The 16,031-nt window shown below is 74.2% G+C and carries 12 protein-coding genes; 8 read left to right on the top strand and 4 right to left on the bottom strand.

Features of this window, described 5'->3' with window-relative positions; genetic code table 11:
• Window positions 1-238: 238 nt before the first annotated feature.
• The 3 genes from OG802_RS14080 to OG802_RS14070 form a co-directional block, all read right to left on the bottom strand.
• On the bottom strand, window positions 239-1,549 hold the full coding sequence (locus tag OG802_RS14080; protein ID WP_329410593.1) for a coenzyme F420-0:L-glutamate ligase: 1,311 nt from the start codon (window positions 1,547-1,549) through the stop codon (window positions 239-241).
• Window positions 1,546-2,505, bottom strand: a complete 960-nt coding sequence (gene cofD, locus OG802_RS14075) for a 2-phospho-L-lactate transferase (protein WP_329410592.1) — start codon at window positions 2,503-2,505, stop codon at window positions 1,546-1,548. The genes OG802_RS14080 and cofD overlap by 4 nt, the downstream gene beginning before the upstream one ends.
• 183 nt (window positions 2,506-2,688) lie before the next feature.
• Entirely contained in the window at window positions 2,689-3,270 is a 582-nt protein-coding gene (locus OG802_RS14070) for a cysteine dioxygenase (protein WP_329410590.1), read from the bottom strand.
• A gap of 733 nt (window positions 3,271-4,003) precedes the next feature.
• Between OG802_RS14070 and OG802_RS14065 the strand changes: the two genes are divergently transcribed.
• The 3 genes from OG802_RS14065 to OG802_RS14055 all read left to right on the top strand — a co-directional run bounded on the left by OG802_RS14065 (window position 4,004) and on the right by OG802_RS14055 (window position 9,800).
• Window positions 4,004-4,273: a WhiB family transcriptional regulator gene (locus OG802_RS14065; protein WP_069768511.1), complete on the top strand. Its 270-nt coding sequence runs from the start codon at window positions 4,004-4,006 to the stop codon at window positions 4,271-4,273.
• Between the two features lie 242 nt (window positions 4,274-4,515).
• Entirely contained in the window at window positions 4,516-8,241 is a 3,726-nt protein-coding gene (locus tag OG802_RS14060) for a glycosyltransferase family 2 protein (RefSeq protein WP_329410588.1), read from the top strand.
• Window positions 8,238-9,800, top strand: coding sequence for a DUF5719 family protein (locus OG802_RS14055; protein WP_329410586.1), 1,563 nt, complete (start codon window positions 8,238-8,240; stop codon window positions 9,798-9,800). Before OG802_RS14060 ends, OG802_RS14055 begins: the two co-directional genes overlap by 4 nt.
• Window positions 9,801-9,901: 101 nt before the next feature.
• On the opposite strand, the gene OG802_RS14050 is transcribed toward OG802_RS14055, so the two are convergent.
• The gene (locus tag OG802_RS14050) at window positions 9,902-10,282 is read right to left on the bottom strand and encodes a metallopeptidase family protein (RefSeq protein WP_329410584.1); all 381 of its coding nucleotides are present in this window, start codon (window positions 10,280-10,282) and stop codon (window positions 9,902-9,904) included.
• Between the two features lie 376 nt (window positions 10,283-10,658).
• On the opposite strand from OG802_RS14050, the gene OG802_RS14045 reads away from it, so the two are divergent.
• The 5 genes from OG802_RS14045 (at window position 10,659) to manA (ending at window position 15,990) form a co-directional block, all read left to right on the top strand.
• Window positions 10,659-11,081 (top strand): DUF3499 domain-containing protein, encoded by a 423-nt coding sequence (locus OG802_RS14045; protein ID WP_329410582.1) that lies wholly within the window; start codon window positions 10,659-10,661, stop codon window positions 11,079-11,081.
• 521 nt (window positions 11,082-11,602) lie between these two features.
• Complete coding sequence (locus OG802_RS14040; RefSeq protein WP_329410580.1) at window positions 11,603-12,967, top strand: phosphomannomutase/phosphoglucomutase; 1,365 nt, start codon at window positions 11,603-11,605, stop codon at window positions 12,965-12,967.
• 192 nt (window positions 12,968-13,159) lie between these two features.
• Entirely contained in the window at window positions 13,160-13,330 is a 171-nt protein-coding gene (locus OG802_RS14035) for a Trm112 family protein (RefSeq protein WP_329410578.1), read from the top strand.
• A 253-nt stretch (window positions 13,331-13,583) separates the two neighbouring features.
• Entirely contained in the window at window positions 13,584-14,717 is a 1,134-nt protein-coding gene (locus OG802_RS14030; RefSeq protein ID WP_329410576.1) for an SIS domain-containing protein, read from the top strand.
• A 121-nt stretch (window positions 14,718-14,838) separates the two neighbouring features.
• The gene (gene manA / locus OG802_RS14025) at window positions 14,839-15,990 is read left to right on the top strand and encodes a mannose-6-phosphate isomerase, class I (RefSeq protein WP_329410574.1); all 1,152 of its coding nucleotides are present in this window, start codon (window positions 14,839-14,841) and stop codon (window positions 15,988-15,990) included.
• The last annotated feature ends 41 nt before the right edge of the window (window positions 15,991-16,031 follow it).

Genomic DNA, 16,031 nt, shown 5'->3' with positions numbered 1-16,031 from the left:
CTCTCCTGACCGTCCGCCGGGCCTGCCCGGTCGCCCGCCCGTCCGACGGCCTTCCCGCACGCCGCGGACCGCCCGAGGAGGACCTCTCCTGACGGCCCCGAACCGTCCGGCAGCCTCACCTGACCGTCCCGGACCGTCCGATGACCTCACCTGACCTCACCCGACCGCTCCGGACAGCCCGGCTGCCGCTCCCGGCCCCCGTGGATCACCCGGCGACCGCTCCCAGCCGCCGTGGGCCTCACCGCACCACGATGAAGTCGCCCACCTCCCGCTCGGGACGGGTGCGCGGTTCCTCCGCCGCGTGTCCGACCGCCACCGCTCCCATCGGATCCCACCCGTCCGGCAGCGCGAGCACCTCCCGGACGACGTCCCGGCAGAACATCGTCGACGACACCCACGCGGAGCCCAGCCGCTCGCCGGCCAGCGCCACCAGGAAGTTCTGCACGCCGGCCCCGGCCGCGACCACGAACATCTCCCGCTCGGCCGCGTCGCGCCGTGCGTCGCCGTAGGTGTGCGACCCGTCCGCCACCAGACAGGGCACCACGAGGTACGGCGCGTTGCGCAGCACGTCCCCGCGCCGGACCCGCTTGGCGATGGACTCCTCGGACTTCCCGTCCCGCCGCAGGTCCGCGATCCACGCGTCCCGCATGGCGTCCAGCAGCCGCAGCCGGGCGTCCGGCGACTCCAGCAGGACGAACCGCCACGGTGTGGTGTGGTGCGGCGCGGGCGCGGTGACGGCCGCGGCCACCGCCCGCCGCACGGCGCCGGGGTCGACCGGCTGGTCGGTGAAGGACCGCACGGTCCGCCGCTGGGTGACGGCCAGCCGTACCGCCTCCGAGGTCCCGAGCCGGAACATGTCGTCGTGGGCTTCGCGGACCAGCGCCCGGGCGCCCTCTTCGGCGTCGGACGCGACCACGTGCGCGAGGCCCCGCACCACGGCCACCGGAAGTCCCGCGGACTTGCCCTTCACCAGGTCGCCGACGGCGGCCAGCTCGTCCGCCGTGGCGACGACCGTCGCGCTCAGCGCGTTGCCGTGCGCGTCCGTCTGCCCGCGCAGGTCGTCCAGCACCCGCACCCCGGCGGCGCCGATCGCCACGTCGGTGAGCCCGGCCCGCCAGGGCCGTCCGAAGGTGTCGGTGACGACGACCCCGACGTCGACGCCGAGCGCGTCCCGCAGCCCCTCGCGCAGGGCCCGCGCCGAGGCGTCCGGGTCCTCGGGCAGCAACAGCACCGTCCCCGCGGGGGTGTTGGAGGCGTCGACACCGGCCGCGGCCATGACCAGCCCCTGCCGGTTCTCGACGATCCGCAGGGTCCCGCGGCGGGCCACCACCCGGACCGTCTCCGCGTCGATCGCGGCCTCCCGGTCGTCCGCCCGGACGATCCGCCCCTCCGCCTTGGACACGATCTTCGACGTGACCAGCAGGACGTCCCCGTCGGCGAGCCCCGGCTCGGCGACGGCGATCAGCTTGGCGAGGTCGTCCCCGGACCGCACCTCGGGCAGCCCGGCCACGGCCCAGACCCGGTAACCGGTCTCCGCGGACCCGCTCACGCGCCCCGCACCTCCTCCGCGAGCCGCAGCGCCTCGCGGGCCATCCGCGTGGTCGCGTCGAGGTCGCTCATCATCAGCGGGACGGCGCGGCAGCGGATCCCGGCAGCCTCCACCCGCTCCACGAGGGCCGCGTCCACGGTGTCGACGAGCCAGCCGTCGAGCAGGCCCGAGCCGTAGTGCTCGGCCACCGCCGCGGCCGTCGACTCCACGCCGACGGCCGCGAGCACCTTGTCGGCCATGCCGCGCACCGGCGCGTCCCCGACGATGGGGGACAGGCCCACCACGGGCACCCCGGCCTCGGCGATCGCCTCACGGATGCCGGGCACCGCGAGGATCGTGCCGACGGAGACCACCGGATTGGACGGCGGGAAGAGCACGACGTCCGCCTCCGCGATCGCCTCCAGCACGCCCGGCGCGGGCTTCGCCTGCTCCGCGCCGACGGGCACGACCGCCTCCGCCGGCACCGACGCCCGCAACCGCACCCAGTACTCCTGGAAATGCACGGCCCTGCGCTCGCCGTCGACGTCGACGGCCACATGCGTCTCGACCCGGTCGTCCGTCATGGGGATCAGCCGCACGCCCGGCTTCCACCGGTCGCACAGCGCCTCGGTCACCGCGCTCAGCGGATAACCGGCGCCGATCATCTGCGTCCGCACGATGTGCGTGGCGAAGTCCCGGTCGCCGAGACCGAACCAGCCGGGCCCCGCGCCGTACGCGGCGAGCTCCTCCTTCAGGTGGAAGGTCTCGTCCGCCCGGCCCCAGCCCTGTTCCTCGTTGATGCCGCCGCCGAGCGTGTACATCACCGTGTCGAGGTCCGGGCAGACCTTCAGCCCGAAGAGATGGATGTCGTCGCCGGTGTTGCCGATGACCGTGATGTCGGCGTCCGGCACGGCCTGCTTCAGACCGCGCAGGAACCGGGCACCGCCGATGCCGCCTGCCAGAACCACAATGCGCATGAGGGCAAGTCTCGCAGGCGGCGCCGACAGAGCGACGGGCGGTTGTGGACAACCGCGCGCCTGCGGACACCCCGCCCACCCGAAGGAGTGGACGGCGTCCCGCCGACCCGCGCACCAGCTTGCGCACCGGCCCGCGGACGGCCGGGCGCGGGCGGCTGCGCGGGGGCCGCTGGGTATGGACGGCTAGGCGTGGACGGCGGTCGCGGCGCCGTGCGGGCCGGGGGCCGCGCACGCCATCGTGGTCGCGCCCCCCGCGCGCACGTCCGCGCGCGGGTGCATCGGCATCTCCGTCAGCCCGGGGAAGTAGACGTGCAGGCTCACCGCCGGCTCCAGCGTGTCGTTGACCACCTCGTGCACGTACCCCGGCGCGAACACCCTCTCCGACTCCTGGCCCCGCTCCGGCCGGGACGCTCCCGCCGCCGCCGGCCCGAGCACCCGCTCGCCGCCCGCGGTGCGCTCGGTCAGCCGGCCCTCCAGCACCGTGAACACGCCGGAGGAGCCGCCGTGGTCGTGCAGCCCGCTGCCCTGGCCGGGCACCCAGGACAGCAGCCACACCTCGTAGCCGGGGCCGGTGCGCAGCAGGTGGTACCAGCGGGACGTCGCGTCGTAGCGGACCAGGTGTTCCCACTGGGCGCGGTCGGCGGCGACGGAGCGGGCCAGGCCCACGAACTCGGCCACGGTGGCCGGGTGCTCGCGCGGGGCCCGCAGGAGGTGGGGGACTTCGAGGATGTCGCCGGCGATCTGGAGGTCGCTGTCGCTGTTCATGGATGCGGTGGTCCCTCGGCGGAAGAGGCGGCAGTGGTGGGGGGCTTGCTGGGTGTCGCGGACCGTCCGCCCGGATCACGGGCGGGACAGGAGTGCCCTGGTGTGGGCCGGAGGGAGACAGCAGCCGAGTCGCGGTGGACTCAACGGGTACAGCCGGAGCGCGATGGGCTCAACAGCCGGAACGACGACAACAGCTACAGCGGACGAGGGCAGCACCGTGGGACCCGGCGGAGCCGGTCGAGGTGAGTGCCAAGTTCGCGAGCATGCCCACAAGGACACCGGTTCACACCCGCACTGTCAACTGGGCACCCGGTATGTGGGACAGGGTTCACCTCATTCGGTTCATCTGCGAGGTGAAAGGTTTGTGCATGGGGTGACCGGGACACATGGCGCACATGCCGGGCGCGCGAGCCTCGCTGCGATCCCGTGATCCGACTGTGATCCGGTTCGCTTCCGCGCGCGTGTCGCAACGGGATCGAACCTCCGGGCGTCTCTCCCCGTACAGGCCCTGTGCGGAGAGGTAGCCCTCCGGGGCCACATCTGCTTGTCAAGGTTTATGGCGATTTGAACACTTACTGCATGGCCTTGGTTCCGCAGAGTGAATAAGGGGCCCAATAGCAGATCTCGGCTTGACTCGCCCGGAGCAGCACACTTGTAATTTCACTCGTGTCGTTCAGCCGGAATCGGTAACGGCCACGTCACGGGGACGCGAAAGACAGAGCGAGGGGCGCACATGACCGAGCTGGTGCAGCAACTGCTGGTCGACGTCGACGACGCGGACGAGGAACTCGGCTGGCAGGAGCGCGCACTGTGCGCCCAGACCGATCCCGAGTCCTTCTTCCCCGAGAAGGGCGGCTCCACCCGCGAGGCCAAGAAGGTCTGCCTCGCCTGCGAGGTCCGCTCCGAATGCCTGGAGTACGCCCTCTCCAACGACGAGAGATTCGGCATCTGGGGCGGCCTGTCGGAGCGGGAACGCCGCAGGCTGAAGAAGGCGGCGGTCTGAGCACCGCCCCCACCGCACGGACGCGGCGACCCGCGTCACGGCGGCGCCGCGCCCCGATACCGGGGAACGCCGACGCACCTTCGGGTGCGAGGGTCCGAACGGCCCGTCGCAGGTGGCTTGTCCACAGGCGGCGGGCCGTCGTGCTGCCCAGCCGATAGTGTGGGCGCTCGTCCGAGACGCTCCTCCGCCCCCACACGGCGCAGGCGTCCACCGCAGTCCAGCGAACCGGGGCCCGTACCTCGATGTCCGTGCACAGCCACACGGCAGCCCACCAAGACGGCGCTGCCACACCTGAGTTCCCGCGTCATGTCGTGACCGCGGTGATCGTCTCCCACGACGGTGCCCGCTGGCTGCCCGACGCGCTCGCCGGGCTGCTCGGCCAGGAGCGCCCCGTCCAGTCCGTGATGGCCGCCGACACCGGCAGCTCGGACGACTCCGCGCGGCTGGTCGCCGAGGCCCTCGGCGACGACCGGGTGCTGCACCTCGCCCGCCGCACCGGCTTCGGCCAGGCCGTCGAGGAGGCCAACCGCACGGCCCCCGTCCTCACCCCCGAGGAACTGCCCTACCTCAAGCGCCCCAGCGGCTGGGACCCCGTCACGCGCACCTGGCGCGACGACGCCTACGACCTCCCCGAACTCCCGCACGGCGAACCCGTCCAATGGCTGTGGCTGCTCCACGACGACAGCGCCCCCGAACCGGACGCACTCGCCGAACTGCTGCGCGTCGTCGACAACGAGCTCGAACTCGGCCGTGACGACGTCGCCGTCGTCGGCCCCAAGCTCCGCGGCTGGTACGACCGCCGCCAGCTCCTCGAGGTCGGCGTCACCATCGCGCACTCGGGCCGCCGCTGGACCGGCCTGGACCGCCGCGAACAGGACCAGGGCCAGCACGACCACGTCCGCTCCGTGCTGTCCGTCTCCACCGCCGGCATGCTGATCCGCCGCGACGTCTTCGAGCAGCTCGGCGGATTCGACCGCCGACTGCCCCTGATGCGCGACGACGTCGACCTGTGCTGGCGCGCGCAGGCCGCCGGCCACCGCGTCCTCATCGCCCCCGAAGCCGTCGTCCGGCACGCGGAGGCCGCCTCCCGCGAACGCCGCGCCGTCGACTGCGCCGGCCGCACCGCCGCCTCCCCGCACAAGGTCGACAAAGCCGGCGCCGTCTACACCCTCCTCGTCAACAGCCGCACGGCGCTGCTGCCCTGGATCCTGGTCCGCCTCGTCCTCGGCACCCTGGTGCGCACCCTCGCCAACCTCGTCGGCAAGGTCCCCGGACAGGCCCTCGACGAGATCCGCGGCCTGCTCAGCACCCTGCTGCGCCCCGAGCGGATCATCGCCGGGCGGCGCAGGCGCGGCAAGCCGACGATCGACAAGGACGAACTGCGCGCCCTGTTCCCGCCGCCCGGCGCGACCGTACGGGCCACCGTCGAACAGGCCGTCGGCGACTACTTCGGCTCCTCCGACCCCGACGCCGTCTCCGGCGCGGGCCGGCACGGCGGCGCCGTCGAGTCCGGTCCCGGCGGCGACGACGCCGAATTCCTGGAGATCGAGCAGTTCGCGCGCCTCAAGCGCATCGCCCGCAAGCCCGGCCCGGTCCTCTTCCTGGTCCTGCTGCTCGTCTCCCTCGTCGCCTGCCGCGGCCTGCTCGGCGGCGGCGCGCTCGCCGGCGGCGCCCTGCTGCCCGCCCCGGCCGACGCCTCCGACCTGTGGTCGCGCTACATCGACGCCTGGCACCCGGTCGGCGTGGGCGGCACCCCCGCCGCCCCGCCCTACCTCGCGGTCATCGCGACCCTGGCCACCCTGCTGCTCGGCTCGACCGGCGTCGCCCTGACCCTGCTCCTCGTCTGCTCGGTGCCGCTGGCCGGCTTCACCGCCTACTTCGCCTCCCGCCCGCTCGTCGAGTCGCGCCTCCTGCGCGCGTGGGCCGCCGTCGTCTACGCCTTCCTGCCCGCCGCGACGGGCGCCCTCGCCGGCGGCCGCGTCGGCACCGCCGTCCTCGCCGTGCTGCTGCCGCTCATCGCCCGCGCGGGCGTCGCCGCCAGCGGCCTGGCGCACCGCTCCGGAGCCCGCGGCAGCTGGCGCGCCACCTGGGCGTACACCCTGCTGCTGACGATCACCACCGCGTTCACCCCGATCGTCTGGCCCATCGCGCTCGTCCTCGGCCTCGCGGTCCTGGCCGTGCGCCGCCGCGACCTCACCGCCTACGGCCCGCGCTTCCTCGCCCAGCTGGGCACCCCGCTGCTGATCCTCGCGCCCTGGTCCCTGTCCCTGCTGCCCTTCGGGTTCTTCACCCAGGCCGGCCTCGACTACGGCCCCTCGGCCGCCACCGCCCTCGACCTGCTCGGCGCCAGCCCCGGTGGCCCCGGCACCGTCGACGGCCTGATGCTCATCGGCGTCGTGCTCGCCGCGCTCGCCGCACTGCTGCGCACCGAACGCCACTTCGGCGTCTGGGCGGCCTGGGCCGTCGCCCTGGTGGGCCTCGTCTTCGCCGTGCTCTCCAACAGCTCCACCTGGGCCGGCCCCGCCACCCTCGTCTACGGCATCGCCCTCCTCGCCGCCGCCGTCATCGGCGCCGACGGGGCACGCACGCGTGTCGCCGAGCAGAGCTTCGGCTGGCGCCAGCCGGTCGCCGCGCTCATCGCCTTCGCCTCCGCCGCCGGCCCCCTGCTCGTCGCCGCCGGATGGATGATCGGCGGCGCCGACGGCCCGCTGGAGCGCCGCGACCCCGTCCAGGTGCCCGCGTTCGTCGCCGAGGAGGCGGGTGACCGCGACCAGGCCCGCACCCTCGTCCTCGACAGCGACGCCGCCCACGTCGGCTACATGCTGGTCCGCGGCTCCGGCGCCCGGCTCGGCGACGCCGAACTCACCGCCGCCGACGGCGAGAACGAGCAGCTCGACAAGGTCGTCGCCAACCTCGTCGCCGGCTCCGGCGCCGACCAGGCCGACCAGCTCGGCAAGTTCGCCGTGGGCTACGTCCTCGTCCACAAGGGCGCGCCCCGCGAGGCCACCCGCGTCCTGGACGCCACCCCCGGCCTCAAGCGGCTCAGCCAGCAGGACGGCAGCGCCCTGTGGCGGGTCGACCAGGAGGTCTCCCGCGCGGCCGTCGTCGCCGACTCCGGCAAGGGCGCGGCCACCCCGGTCGCCGCGGGCCCCGTCGACATCCACACCACCGTCCCCGACGGCTCCGGCAACCGCGTGCTGCGCCTGGCCGACGCCGCCGCCGACGGCTGGACGGCCACCCTCGACGGCAAGGCCCTCACCCCGACCACCGTCGACGGATGGGCCCAGGGCTTCGAACTCCCCGCCTCCGGCGGCAGACTGGACGTCACCTACGAGGACCCGTTCACCCACACCGCCTGGCTGTGGGCGCAGGGCCTGCTGGCCCTCGTCCTCGTCGTCCTGGCCCTGCCCGGCCGCCGCCGTGACGTCGACGACGACCTCCCCGAGGAGGAGCCCATCCCCGCCCAGGCCGTCGACGGCGAGGGCCGCCGCGCCCGCCGCCTGCGCGCCCAGGCCGAAGCGGAGGCGGAGGCGGAATCCGGGCCCGACGCCGACGCCGAACCCCGGGAGCCCGGCAGCCCCGACGAGTTCCCCGCCGTCGGACAGGAGCAGCCCCCCGCGCCCGTCCCGCAGCAGCAGCCCTACGGCGAATGGGCGGACCAGTCCACCTACGCGGGCGCCGAATACGGCGGCTACCCGGGCGAGCAGTACCAGGGCGGCCAGTACGAGGGCGCCCAGCAGTACCAGCAGGGCGGCTACGACCAGCAGGCCTACGACCCCTACCAAGCCGGCCAGTACGACCCGTACGCCTACGACGGCCAGGCGCAGCAGACGCCGTACGACCAGACCTACCAGCAGCAGGGCTACGACCCGTCCGGCTACGGCCAGGGCGGCTACGACCCCGCCTACGACCCGGACCGGCACCCCCGTGGCGCCGACGACGAGCGTCCCGACGGGAGCCGGCAGTGAACCGCACCACCCTGTCCTTGATCGCCGGCACGGCCGCACTGGCCGCCGTCACCGGATTCGCCGCGCTCAACGAACCGGACGCGACCGGCGCGGACACCGCCCGGGCGGCCGCCGAACTGCCCGTGGAGCGCACGAGCCTGCTCTGCCCCGCGCCCAGCACGTCCGACCTCGCGGAGACGGCGTACACGTCCTTCACGCCCGTCACCAAGGGCGCGGGCGACGACGGCAAGGCCGCACTCGCGGCCGCCGCCCAGGGACCGGCGGACCCGGCGGGCGGGAAGCCGAGCGGCAAGCCCAGCGCGAAGACGGACGACAAGACGGACGACAAGACGGACGGGAAGGCGAGCGGCAAGAAGAAGACGGCCGCGAAGCCCGTTCTCACCCCCAAGGCGCCCGGCGCACCGGCCGTCGGCACCGCCGACGGCGGCGGCGCGGCCGCGCTCCTGGGCACCGCCGAGGGCCGCTTCGCGCCCGGCTGGACCGTCCAGGAGACCACGGAGGTCCCCGCCGGCAGCGGCCGCGGCCTCCAGGGCCTCGCCTGCTCCGCGCCCGACACGGAGTTCTGGTTCCCGGGCGCCAGCACCGCCGCCGACCGCACCGACTACGTCCACCTCACCAACCCGGACGACTCCGCCGCCGTCGTCGACATCGAGCTGTACGGCAAGGACGGGGCCCTCGCGACCACGGTGGGGGAGGACCTGACCGTTCCCGCCCACTCCAGCGAGCCGATCCTGCTGTCCACGCTCACCGGCGAGAAGCAGGCGGACCTCACCGTCCACGTCAACGTCCGCAGCGGCCGGCTCGGAGCCGCCGTGCAGGCCCTGGACGAGAAACTCGGCGGCGACTGGCTGACCGCCGCCACCGACCCGGCGCCCGTCCAGGTCGTGCCGGGCATCCCCAAGGACGCCACCGGCGTCCGCCTCGTCGCCTACGCCCCGGGTGACGCGGACGCGGACCTCAAGGTCCAACTCGCCTCCCCCTCAGGTCTGATCACCCCCGCGGGTCACGAGACGCTGCACGTCAAGGCGGGCAAGACGATCTCGGTCGACCTCGGCGACGTCACGCGCGGGGAGGCCGGATCCCTGGTCCTGACCCCCACCGACCGGTCCGTCCCGGTCGTCGCCGCCGCCCGCGTCCTGCGCGGCAAGGGCTCCGACCAGGAGTCGGCGTTCATCCCCGCCACCGCACCGGTCGGCACGCGCGCCTCCGCCGCAGGCAACAGCGCCAAGGGCACCACCCTCTCCCTCACGGCACCCAAGGGCGCCGCCCAGGTCAAGGTCACCGCGTCCGCGGGCAGCGGCGGCGGAACGGCCGTCTCCAAGACGTACACGGTCCGCGCCGGCACCACCCAGGACGTCGAACTCCCCGTGCCCGCCGGCCTGAAGGGCAGCTACGCCCTGACCGTGGAGACCCTCACGGCCACCCCCGTCTATGCCTCGCGCACCCTGACGTCCACCCAGGAAGGCGTCCCGGGCTTCACCGTCCAGACCCTGCCGGACGACCGGGGGACGGTGTCCGTGCCGCAGGCAGACGAAGACGTCGCGGTGCTGCAGAAGTAAGCGCGACCAAAAAACCCGGAAGGGCCGCCGAGGCGCCCAGCGCCCGGACAGGTCGTCCGGGAGCCGCCTGGCGAGGGGCGAGGGGCGTGCGCGGGCGGTGCTCAGTCCTCGCCGTAGCGCGGATCCACCGTCTCGGGGGTCAGCCCGAGCAGCTCGGCGACCTGCTCCACGACCACCTCGTGCACCAGCGCCGCGCGCTCGTCACGCCCCTTCGTGCGGATCTCGACCGGCCGCCGGTAGACGACGACCCGGGCCCGCCGGCCCTCGCCCGCGGCGATCGTCCCGCCCAGCGGGACCGCCTCGTCGTTCCACGGCTCCGGGGCCGCGTCCAGCCGAGGCACCTCCAGCACCATGAAATCGATGTCGGCGAGCTGCGGCCACCGCCGCTCCAGGCGCTCCACCGAGTCCTGCACGAGATCCGCGAACACGTCGGCGCGGCTGGCCGCCAACGGCACCTGCGGCGGAGCGATCGGCCCCCGCATGCCCCGGCCGTGGCGATCACGACGACGGGGACCTGGGCCTGCGGCGGGGGGCGGTACGGGGCTGTCCATCACTACTGAAGCGTAGTCCCCGACGCCCCCCGGCACCGGTCCGCACACACCTTCCCGGCCGACCCGGCCCGTGAGCACCGGACCGCCGTCCGTCCATGGCGCACGACGACCGTTCCAGCCAAGGTTGGGCTCGATTCCGTATCTCTGCGAGAGCGGCGAACTCATGGCAATTGGTGCCGTTTGTGCCGAGTGATGACCGGGCGGTGACGGTCACTTCGTCTCAAGGGCTGGTGTTCGCGCAGGTCAGCGGGGTATGACTGGTGTGGCCCGTGGGGCGTTTCACAACACGACACGGTGGAGTGACCTGGTGGAGAGTCGTCGCGGCCCGCTCAAGAGTGCGGTACCGTCCAACGTCGTGAGCCCTGTACGTCGCTGTTCGCGCACCGCCTGCGGCCGACCCGCCGTCGCGACGCTGACGTACGTCTACGCCGACTCGACCGCGGTCCTCGGCCCGCTCGCCACCTACGCCGAACCCCACTGCTACGACCTGTGCGCCGAGCACTCCGAACGCCTCACCGCCCCGCGCGGCTGGGAAGTCGTCCGGCTCCTCGACGGATCGGCGCCCGCCCGCCCCAGCGGTGACGACCTGGAAGCGCTTGCCAACGCCGTCCGCGAGGCGGCCCGTCCGCAGGGGCGTGCGGCGGGAGCGGGCGGCGCCGGCCGTGGGGCGGACCCGATGGAGGTCGCCCGGCGCGGCCACCTGCGGGTCCTGCGCTCACCGGACAACTGACCCGCGCTTCGCGGTCGTCTGATCCCTGCCGGTGCGTTCCCGTGCGTTCCCGTGCGCGCCCCGATCGCCGTCGTCCCGGCACTCCGGCCCCGCTCCCGAACTTCCTTCGGTCCGGCGAGCGTGAAACCGCTTGCTGTCCGGTTCGGCCTAAATCAGTCCATTGGTCGGGGAGTTCCGCCCCGGCACCGTGAACCGTCCCCCGCCATAGCCCGGTTCACCCCTGCCCATCCCAGCCGCCCGGACCCGCACCGGCCGCCTCCTCGCCCCGGCGCGCACAACTCACGTCCGCCCGAAGGGCCTTGACGACGCCGCGGGTTCCGCCGTCCACCCGCACACGCGCGTGCCCGACGGGCCGGGCCGTGCAGCGCACGCGCGCGTGCCCGACCGCCGGGCCCCGCACCCCTCGCCACCCCAGGTCACCGGCGGATACCGCGTCCGCGCGTCCGCCGGCGGCCCGACGACCGGCGGCGAACCCGTCCGGGTAGTTTGTGGTGACCCACAGGACTTCAGGAAGGCTGGCCGTGGCTGCTGATCTGTCACAGATCGTGAAGGCGTACGACGTGCGCGGAGTGGTCCCGGACCAGTGGGACGAGTCGCTGGCCGAGCTCTTCGGGGCGGCCTTCGCCCAGGTGACCGACGCCGAGGCGATCGTCGTCGGGCACGACATGCGCCCCTCCTCGCCGGGCCTCAGCGGCGCCTTCGCACGCGGCGCGGCCGCCCTCGGCGTGCACGTCACCCGGATCGGCCTGTGCTCCACGGACCAGCTGTACTACGCGTCGGGCGCACTGAACCTGCCCGGAGCGATGTTCACCGCCTCGCACAACCCGGCCCGCTACAACGGCATCAAACTGTGCCGCGCCGGCGCGGCGCCGGTCGGCCAGGACACCGGCCTGGCCCAGATCCGCGAACTGGTCGAGAAGTGGTCGCAGACCGGCGGACCCGAAGCCGCGCCCGAGCCGGGAACCGTCGCCGAGACCGACACGTTGAAGGACTACGCGGCGCACCTGCGCGCCCTCGTCGACCTGACCTCCATCCGCCCTCTGAAGGTCGTGGTCGACGCGGGCAACGGCATGGGCGGCCACACCGTCCCCACGGTCCTCGAAGGCCTTCCCCTGTCCGTCGTCCCCCTGTACTTCGAACTCGACGGCACCTTCCCCAACCACGAGGCCAACCCGCTGGACCCCGCCAACCTCGTCGACCTCCAGAAGCGGGTCCGCGAAGAGGGCGCCGACCTGGGCCTCGCCTTCGACGGCGACGCCGACCGCTGCTTCGTCGTCGACGAACGGGGCGAACCCGTGTCCCCCTCCGCGATCACCGCCCTGGTCGCCGTCCGGGAACTCGCGCGCAACGGCGGCCACGGCACGGTCATCCACAACCTGATCACCTCCCGCACCGTCCCCGAGGTCGTCGGCGAGCACGGCGGCACCCCCGCGCGCACCCGCGTGGGCCACTCCTTCATCAAGGCCGAGATGGCGCGATCCGGCGCGATCTTCGGCGGCGAACACTCCGCGCACTACTACTTCAAGGACTTCTGGAACGCCGACACCGGCATGCTCGCCGCCCTCCACGTCCTGGCGGCCCTCGGCGGACAGGACGGACCCCTGTCCCGCCTCGTCGCCGAGTACGACCGCTACAGCGGCTCCGGCGAGATCAACTCCACGGTCGCCGACCAGGCCGGCCGCATCGCCGCGATCAGAGCGGCCTACGGCGACCGCGACGACGTCACCCTGGACGAACTCGACGGCCTGACCGTCTCGTCCGCCGACTGGTGGTTCAACGTCCGCCCCTCCAACACCGAACCCCTCCTGCGCCTCAACGCCGAGGCCAGGGACGAGCCGACGATGACCCGCATCCGGGACGAGGCCCTCGCCATCATCAGAGCCTGAGCGCACCGGGGGCCGCGACGACCACCCGGACAACGCCCGCCGGCCCCCTCCCCGCCCCCCCGCACCGCATCCCGCCGGACCCCCACGCCCCACCCTCACCGGCGGTACCCTGACCAGGCACTACCGCACACCCCCGCACCACCCGCACCACAGCCCGGACGCACACCGGCCCCACCCCGAAGGGACACCCCCATGCCGCTCGAAGCCGGCCTCCTGGAGATCCTCGCCTGCCCCGCCTGCCACGCCCCCCTCAAGGAGCAGGACACCGAGCTGATCTGCACGGGCCAGGACTGCGGCCTGGCGTACCCGGTCCGCGACGGCATCCCCGTCCTCCTCGTCGACGAGGCCCGCCACCCCGAGTGACCCCGTGGCCGCGCGCTCCGCCCGCGGCCACCCCCGCCCACCGGCACCGGTCAGGCGCCCGCCCCACCGGCGCCCCCCGACCGACGCCCAGCCCCACCGCCACACCACCACCCCACCCGGGCGATCACGCACCGCGAGGAACAGCCGGAACGGCGTCCCACAGGCCCCGCCGAACCCAGCAGCCGCCCCGCACGCGCCCCACCCCCCGGCCCCGCACACCGACGACGCCCCCGGGCGATCGGAGACTGCCGCCATGCTCGACGACTCGCTGCTCGACACGCCGGAGGCCCTCGCCGCGGCCGACCACCGGGCGCTCCTGCGCGGCGCGGCCGAAGCCGGCGCCCGCGTCCGCACCGCCGCCCGGTACGCGACCGAGGCCGGCGTCCGCGCCCTCGAACCGGACGGCCGCCCCCGCGCCATCCTCATCGCAGGCCCCGGCGCCGCCGCCGTCAGCGTCGCCGACCTCCTCGGCACCCTCGCGGGCGCCGCCTGCCCCGTCGTCCACCTGTCGCCCACCGGCGTCGCCCCCGACGCGGGCGCCCTGCGCTGGGAACTCCCCGGCTGGGCCGGGTCCGTCGACCTCCTCCTGATCACCACCCCCGACGGCGGCGAACCCGGCCTCGCCCTCCTCGCCGAGCAGGCCTACCGCCGCGGCTGCACCGTCGTCGCCGTCGCCCCCGCGCACACCCCCGTCGCCGAGACGGCCACCACGGGCCACAGCCTCTTCGTCCCCATGGCGACCGCGCCCTACGAACAGGACGAACAGCCCCCCGTCGCCGCCTCCGCCCCCGGCGTCCTGTGGGCGCTTCTGACCCCCCTGCTCGCCCTCCTGGACCGCATCTCCCTGCTGTCCGCGCCGCCCGAGGCGCTGGAGGCCGTCGCCGACCGGCTCGACCAGGTCGCCGAACGCTGCGGCCTCGCCGTCGCGACCTACAGCAACCCCGCCAAGACCCTGGCCGGCGAACTCGCCGACGCCCTCCCCGTGATCTGGACCGAGGGCACCTCCGCCGGCCCCGCCGGTCGCCGGTTCGCCGCCGCCCTCGCCGAACTCGCGGGCCGCCCCGCCCTCGTCGCCGAACTCCCCGAGGCCCTCGCCGAACACAGCGCCCTCCTCGCCGGCCCGCTCGCCGCCAGCGCCGACCCGGACGCCTTCTTCCGCGACCGCGTCGAGGAACCCCCCGCCCTCCGCGCGCGCGTGGTCCTGCTGCGCGACCGGCCCATCGGCGGCCTCACCGCCGCCCCCGCCGCCCGCGACCTGGCCCTCGGCCACGACACGCCGATCAGCGAACTCGAACCCGACGAGGGCGACGAACTCGTCACCCTCGCCGAACTGATCGCCACCACGGACTTCGCCGCCGTCTACCTGGCCCTCGCCTCAGGATCCTGACCCACCCCCGAACACCCCCCGACCCCCCACCCACCGTCCGCCCGCCGGATCGCATGCCCGGACCCCCGACGACCGGCCCCCGGGGCAGACAGCGACACCCAGGGCAGGCAGAGAGAACCGCATGGACCGCCTCGACAACACCATCCGCCCCTACGCCTGGGGATCCACCACCGCGATCCCGCACCTGCTCGGCACCCCGCCGACCGGCGAACCGCAGGCCGAGATGTGGATGGGCGCCCACCCCGGCGCCCCCTCGCGCACCGGCCGGGGCACCCTCGCCGAGGTCATCGCCGCCGACCCCGCCCGCGAACTCGGCGCCCGCACCGTCGCTCGATTCGGCCCCCGCCTGCCCTTCCTCTTCAAGATCCTCGCCGCCGGCGCCCCCCTCTCCCTCCAGGTCCACCCCGACCTCACCCAGGCCGAACAGGGCTTCGCGGACGAAGAGCACCGCGGCATCCCCGTCGACGCCCCGCACCGCAACTACAAGGACGCCAACCACAAGCCCGAACTCATCTGCGCCCTCACCGAGTTCGACGGCCTCTGCGGCTTCCGGCCCCCCGCCCAGACCGCCGACCTCCTCGACGGCCTCGGCGTCGACTCCCTCAAGCCGTACGTCGACCTCCTGCACGCCCACCCGGAGGACGCCGCCCTGCGAGAGGTCCTCACGGCGATCCTCACCGCCGACCGCGAGGAGACCGCCCACACCGTCGCCGAAGCGGCCGCCGCCTGCGACCGCCTGGGCGGCGAACACGCCCCCTACGCCGACATCGCCCACCACCACCCCGGCGACCCCGGCGTCATCGCCGCCATGCTGCTCAACCACGTCCGGCTCCAGCCCGGCGAAGCCCTGTTCCTCGGCGCGGGCATCCCGCACGCCTACCTCAGCGGCCTCGGCGTCGAGATCATGGCCAACTCCGACAACGTGCTGCGCTGCGGCCTCACCCCCAAACACGTCGACGTCCCCGAACTCCTGCGCGTCGTCCGCTTCGAACCCGGCGACCCCGGCATCCTGCGCCCCGAGGCCGCACCCGACGGCGAAGAGGTCTACGACACCCCCATCGACGAGTTCCGCCTCTCCCGCCACGTCCTCCCGCAAGGCGCCGCCGCCCACGACCTCACCCGCGACACCCCGCAGATCCTGCTCTGCACCGCAGGGACCGTACGGGCCGGCGCACACGAACTCACCCCCGGCCAGTCCGTGTTCGTACCCGCCTCCGACAAGGTCGAGGCCTCCGGCGCCGGCACCCTCTTCCGCGCCACGGTGATTGTCTGACCGCGCTTGTGGATACCTGAACAGCCGTCGCCGGCACGGAC

The organism is Streptomyces sp. NBC_00704 (genome assembly GCF_036226605.1).
Classification (GTDB): Bacteria; Actinomycetota; Actinomycetes; order Streptomycetales; family Streptomycetaceae; genus Streptomyces.
The sequence above is the reverse complement of the archived record's forward strand: the minus strand, read 5'-3'. Positions and strand labels throughout refer to the sequence as shown.

Bases quoted from the DNA above. Each gene is read 5' to 3' on its own strand.
- cofD (WP_329410592.1), bottom strand. From the start codon at position 2,505: ATGCGCATTGTGGTTCTGGCAGGCGGCATCGGCGGTGCCCGGTTCCTG.
- OG802_RS14070 (WP_329410590.1), bottom strand. From the start codon at position 3,270: ATGAACAGCGACAGCGACCTCCAGATCGCCGGCGACATCCTCGAAGTC.
- OG802_RS14065 (WP_069768511.1), top strand. From the start codon at position 4,004: ATGACCGAGCTGGTGCAGCAACTGCTGGTCGACGTCGACGACGCGGAC.
- OG802_RS14060 (WP_329410588.1), top strand. From the start codon at position 4,516: ATGTCCGTGCACAGCCACACGGCAGCCCACCAAGACGGCGCTGCCACA.
- OG802_RS14050 (WP_329410584.1), bottom strand. From the start codon at position 10,282: ATGCGGGGGCCGATCGCTCCGCCGCAGGTGCCGTTGGCGGCCAGCCGC.
- OG802_RS14035 (WP_329410578.1), top strand. From the start codon at position 13,160: ATGCCGCTCGAAGCCGGCCTCCTGGAGATCCTCGCCTGCCCCGCCTGC.
- OG802_RS14030 (WP_329410576.1), top strand. From the start codon at position 13,584: ATGCTCGACGACTCGCTGCTCGACACGCCGGAGGCCCTCGCCGCGGCC.
- manA (WP_329410574.1), top strand. From the start codon at position 14,839: ATGGACCGCCTCGACAACACCATCCGCCCCTACGCCTGGGGATCCACC.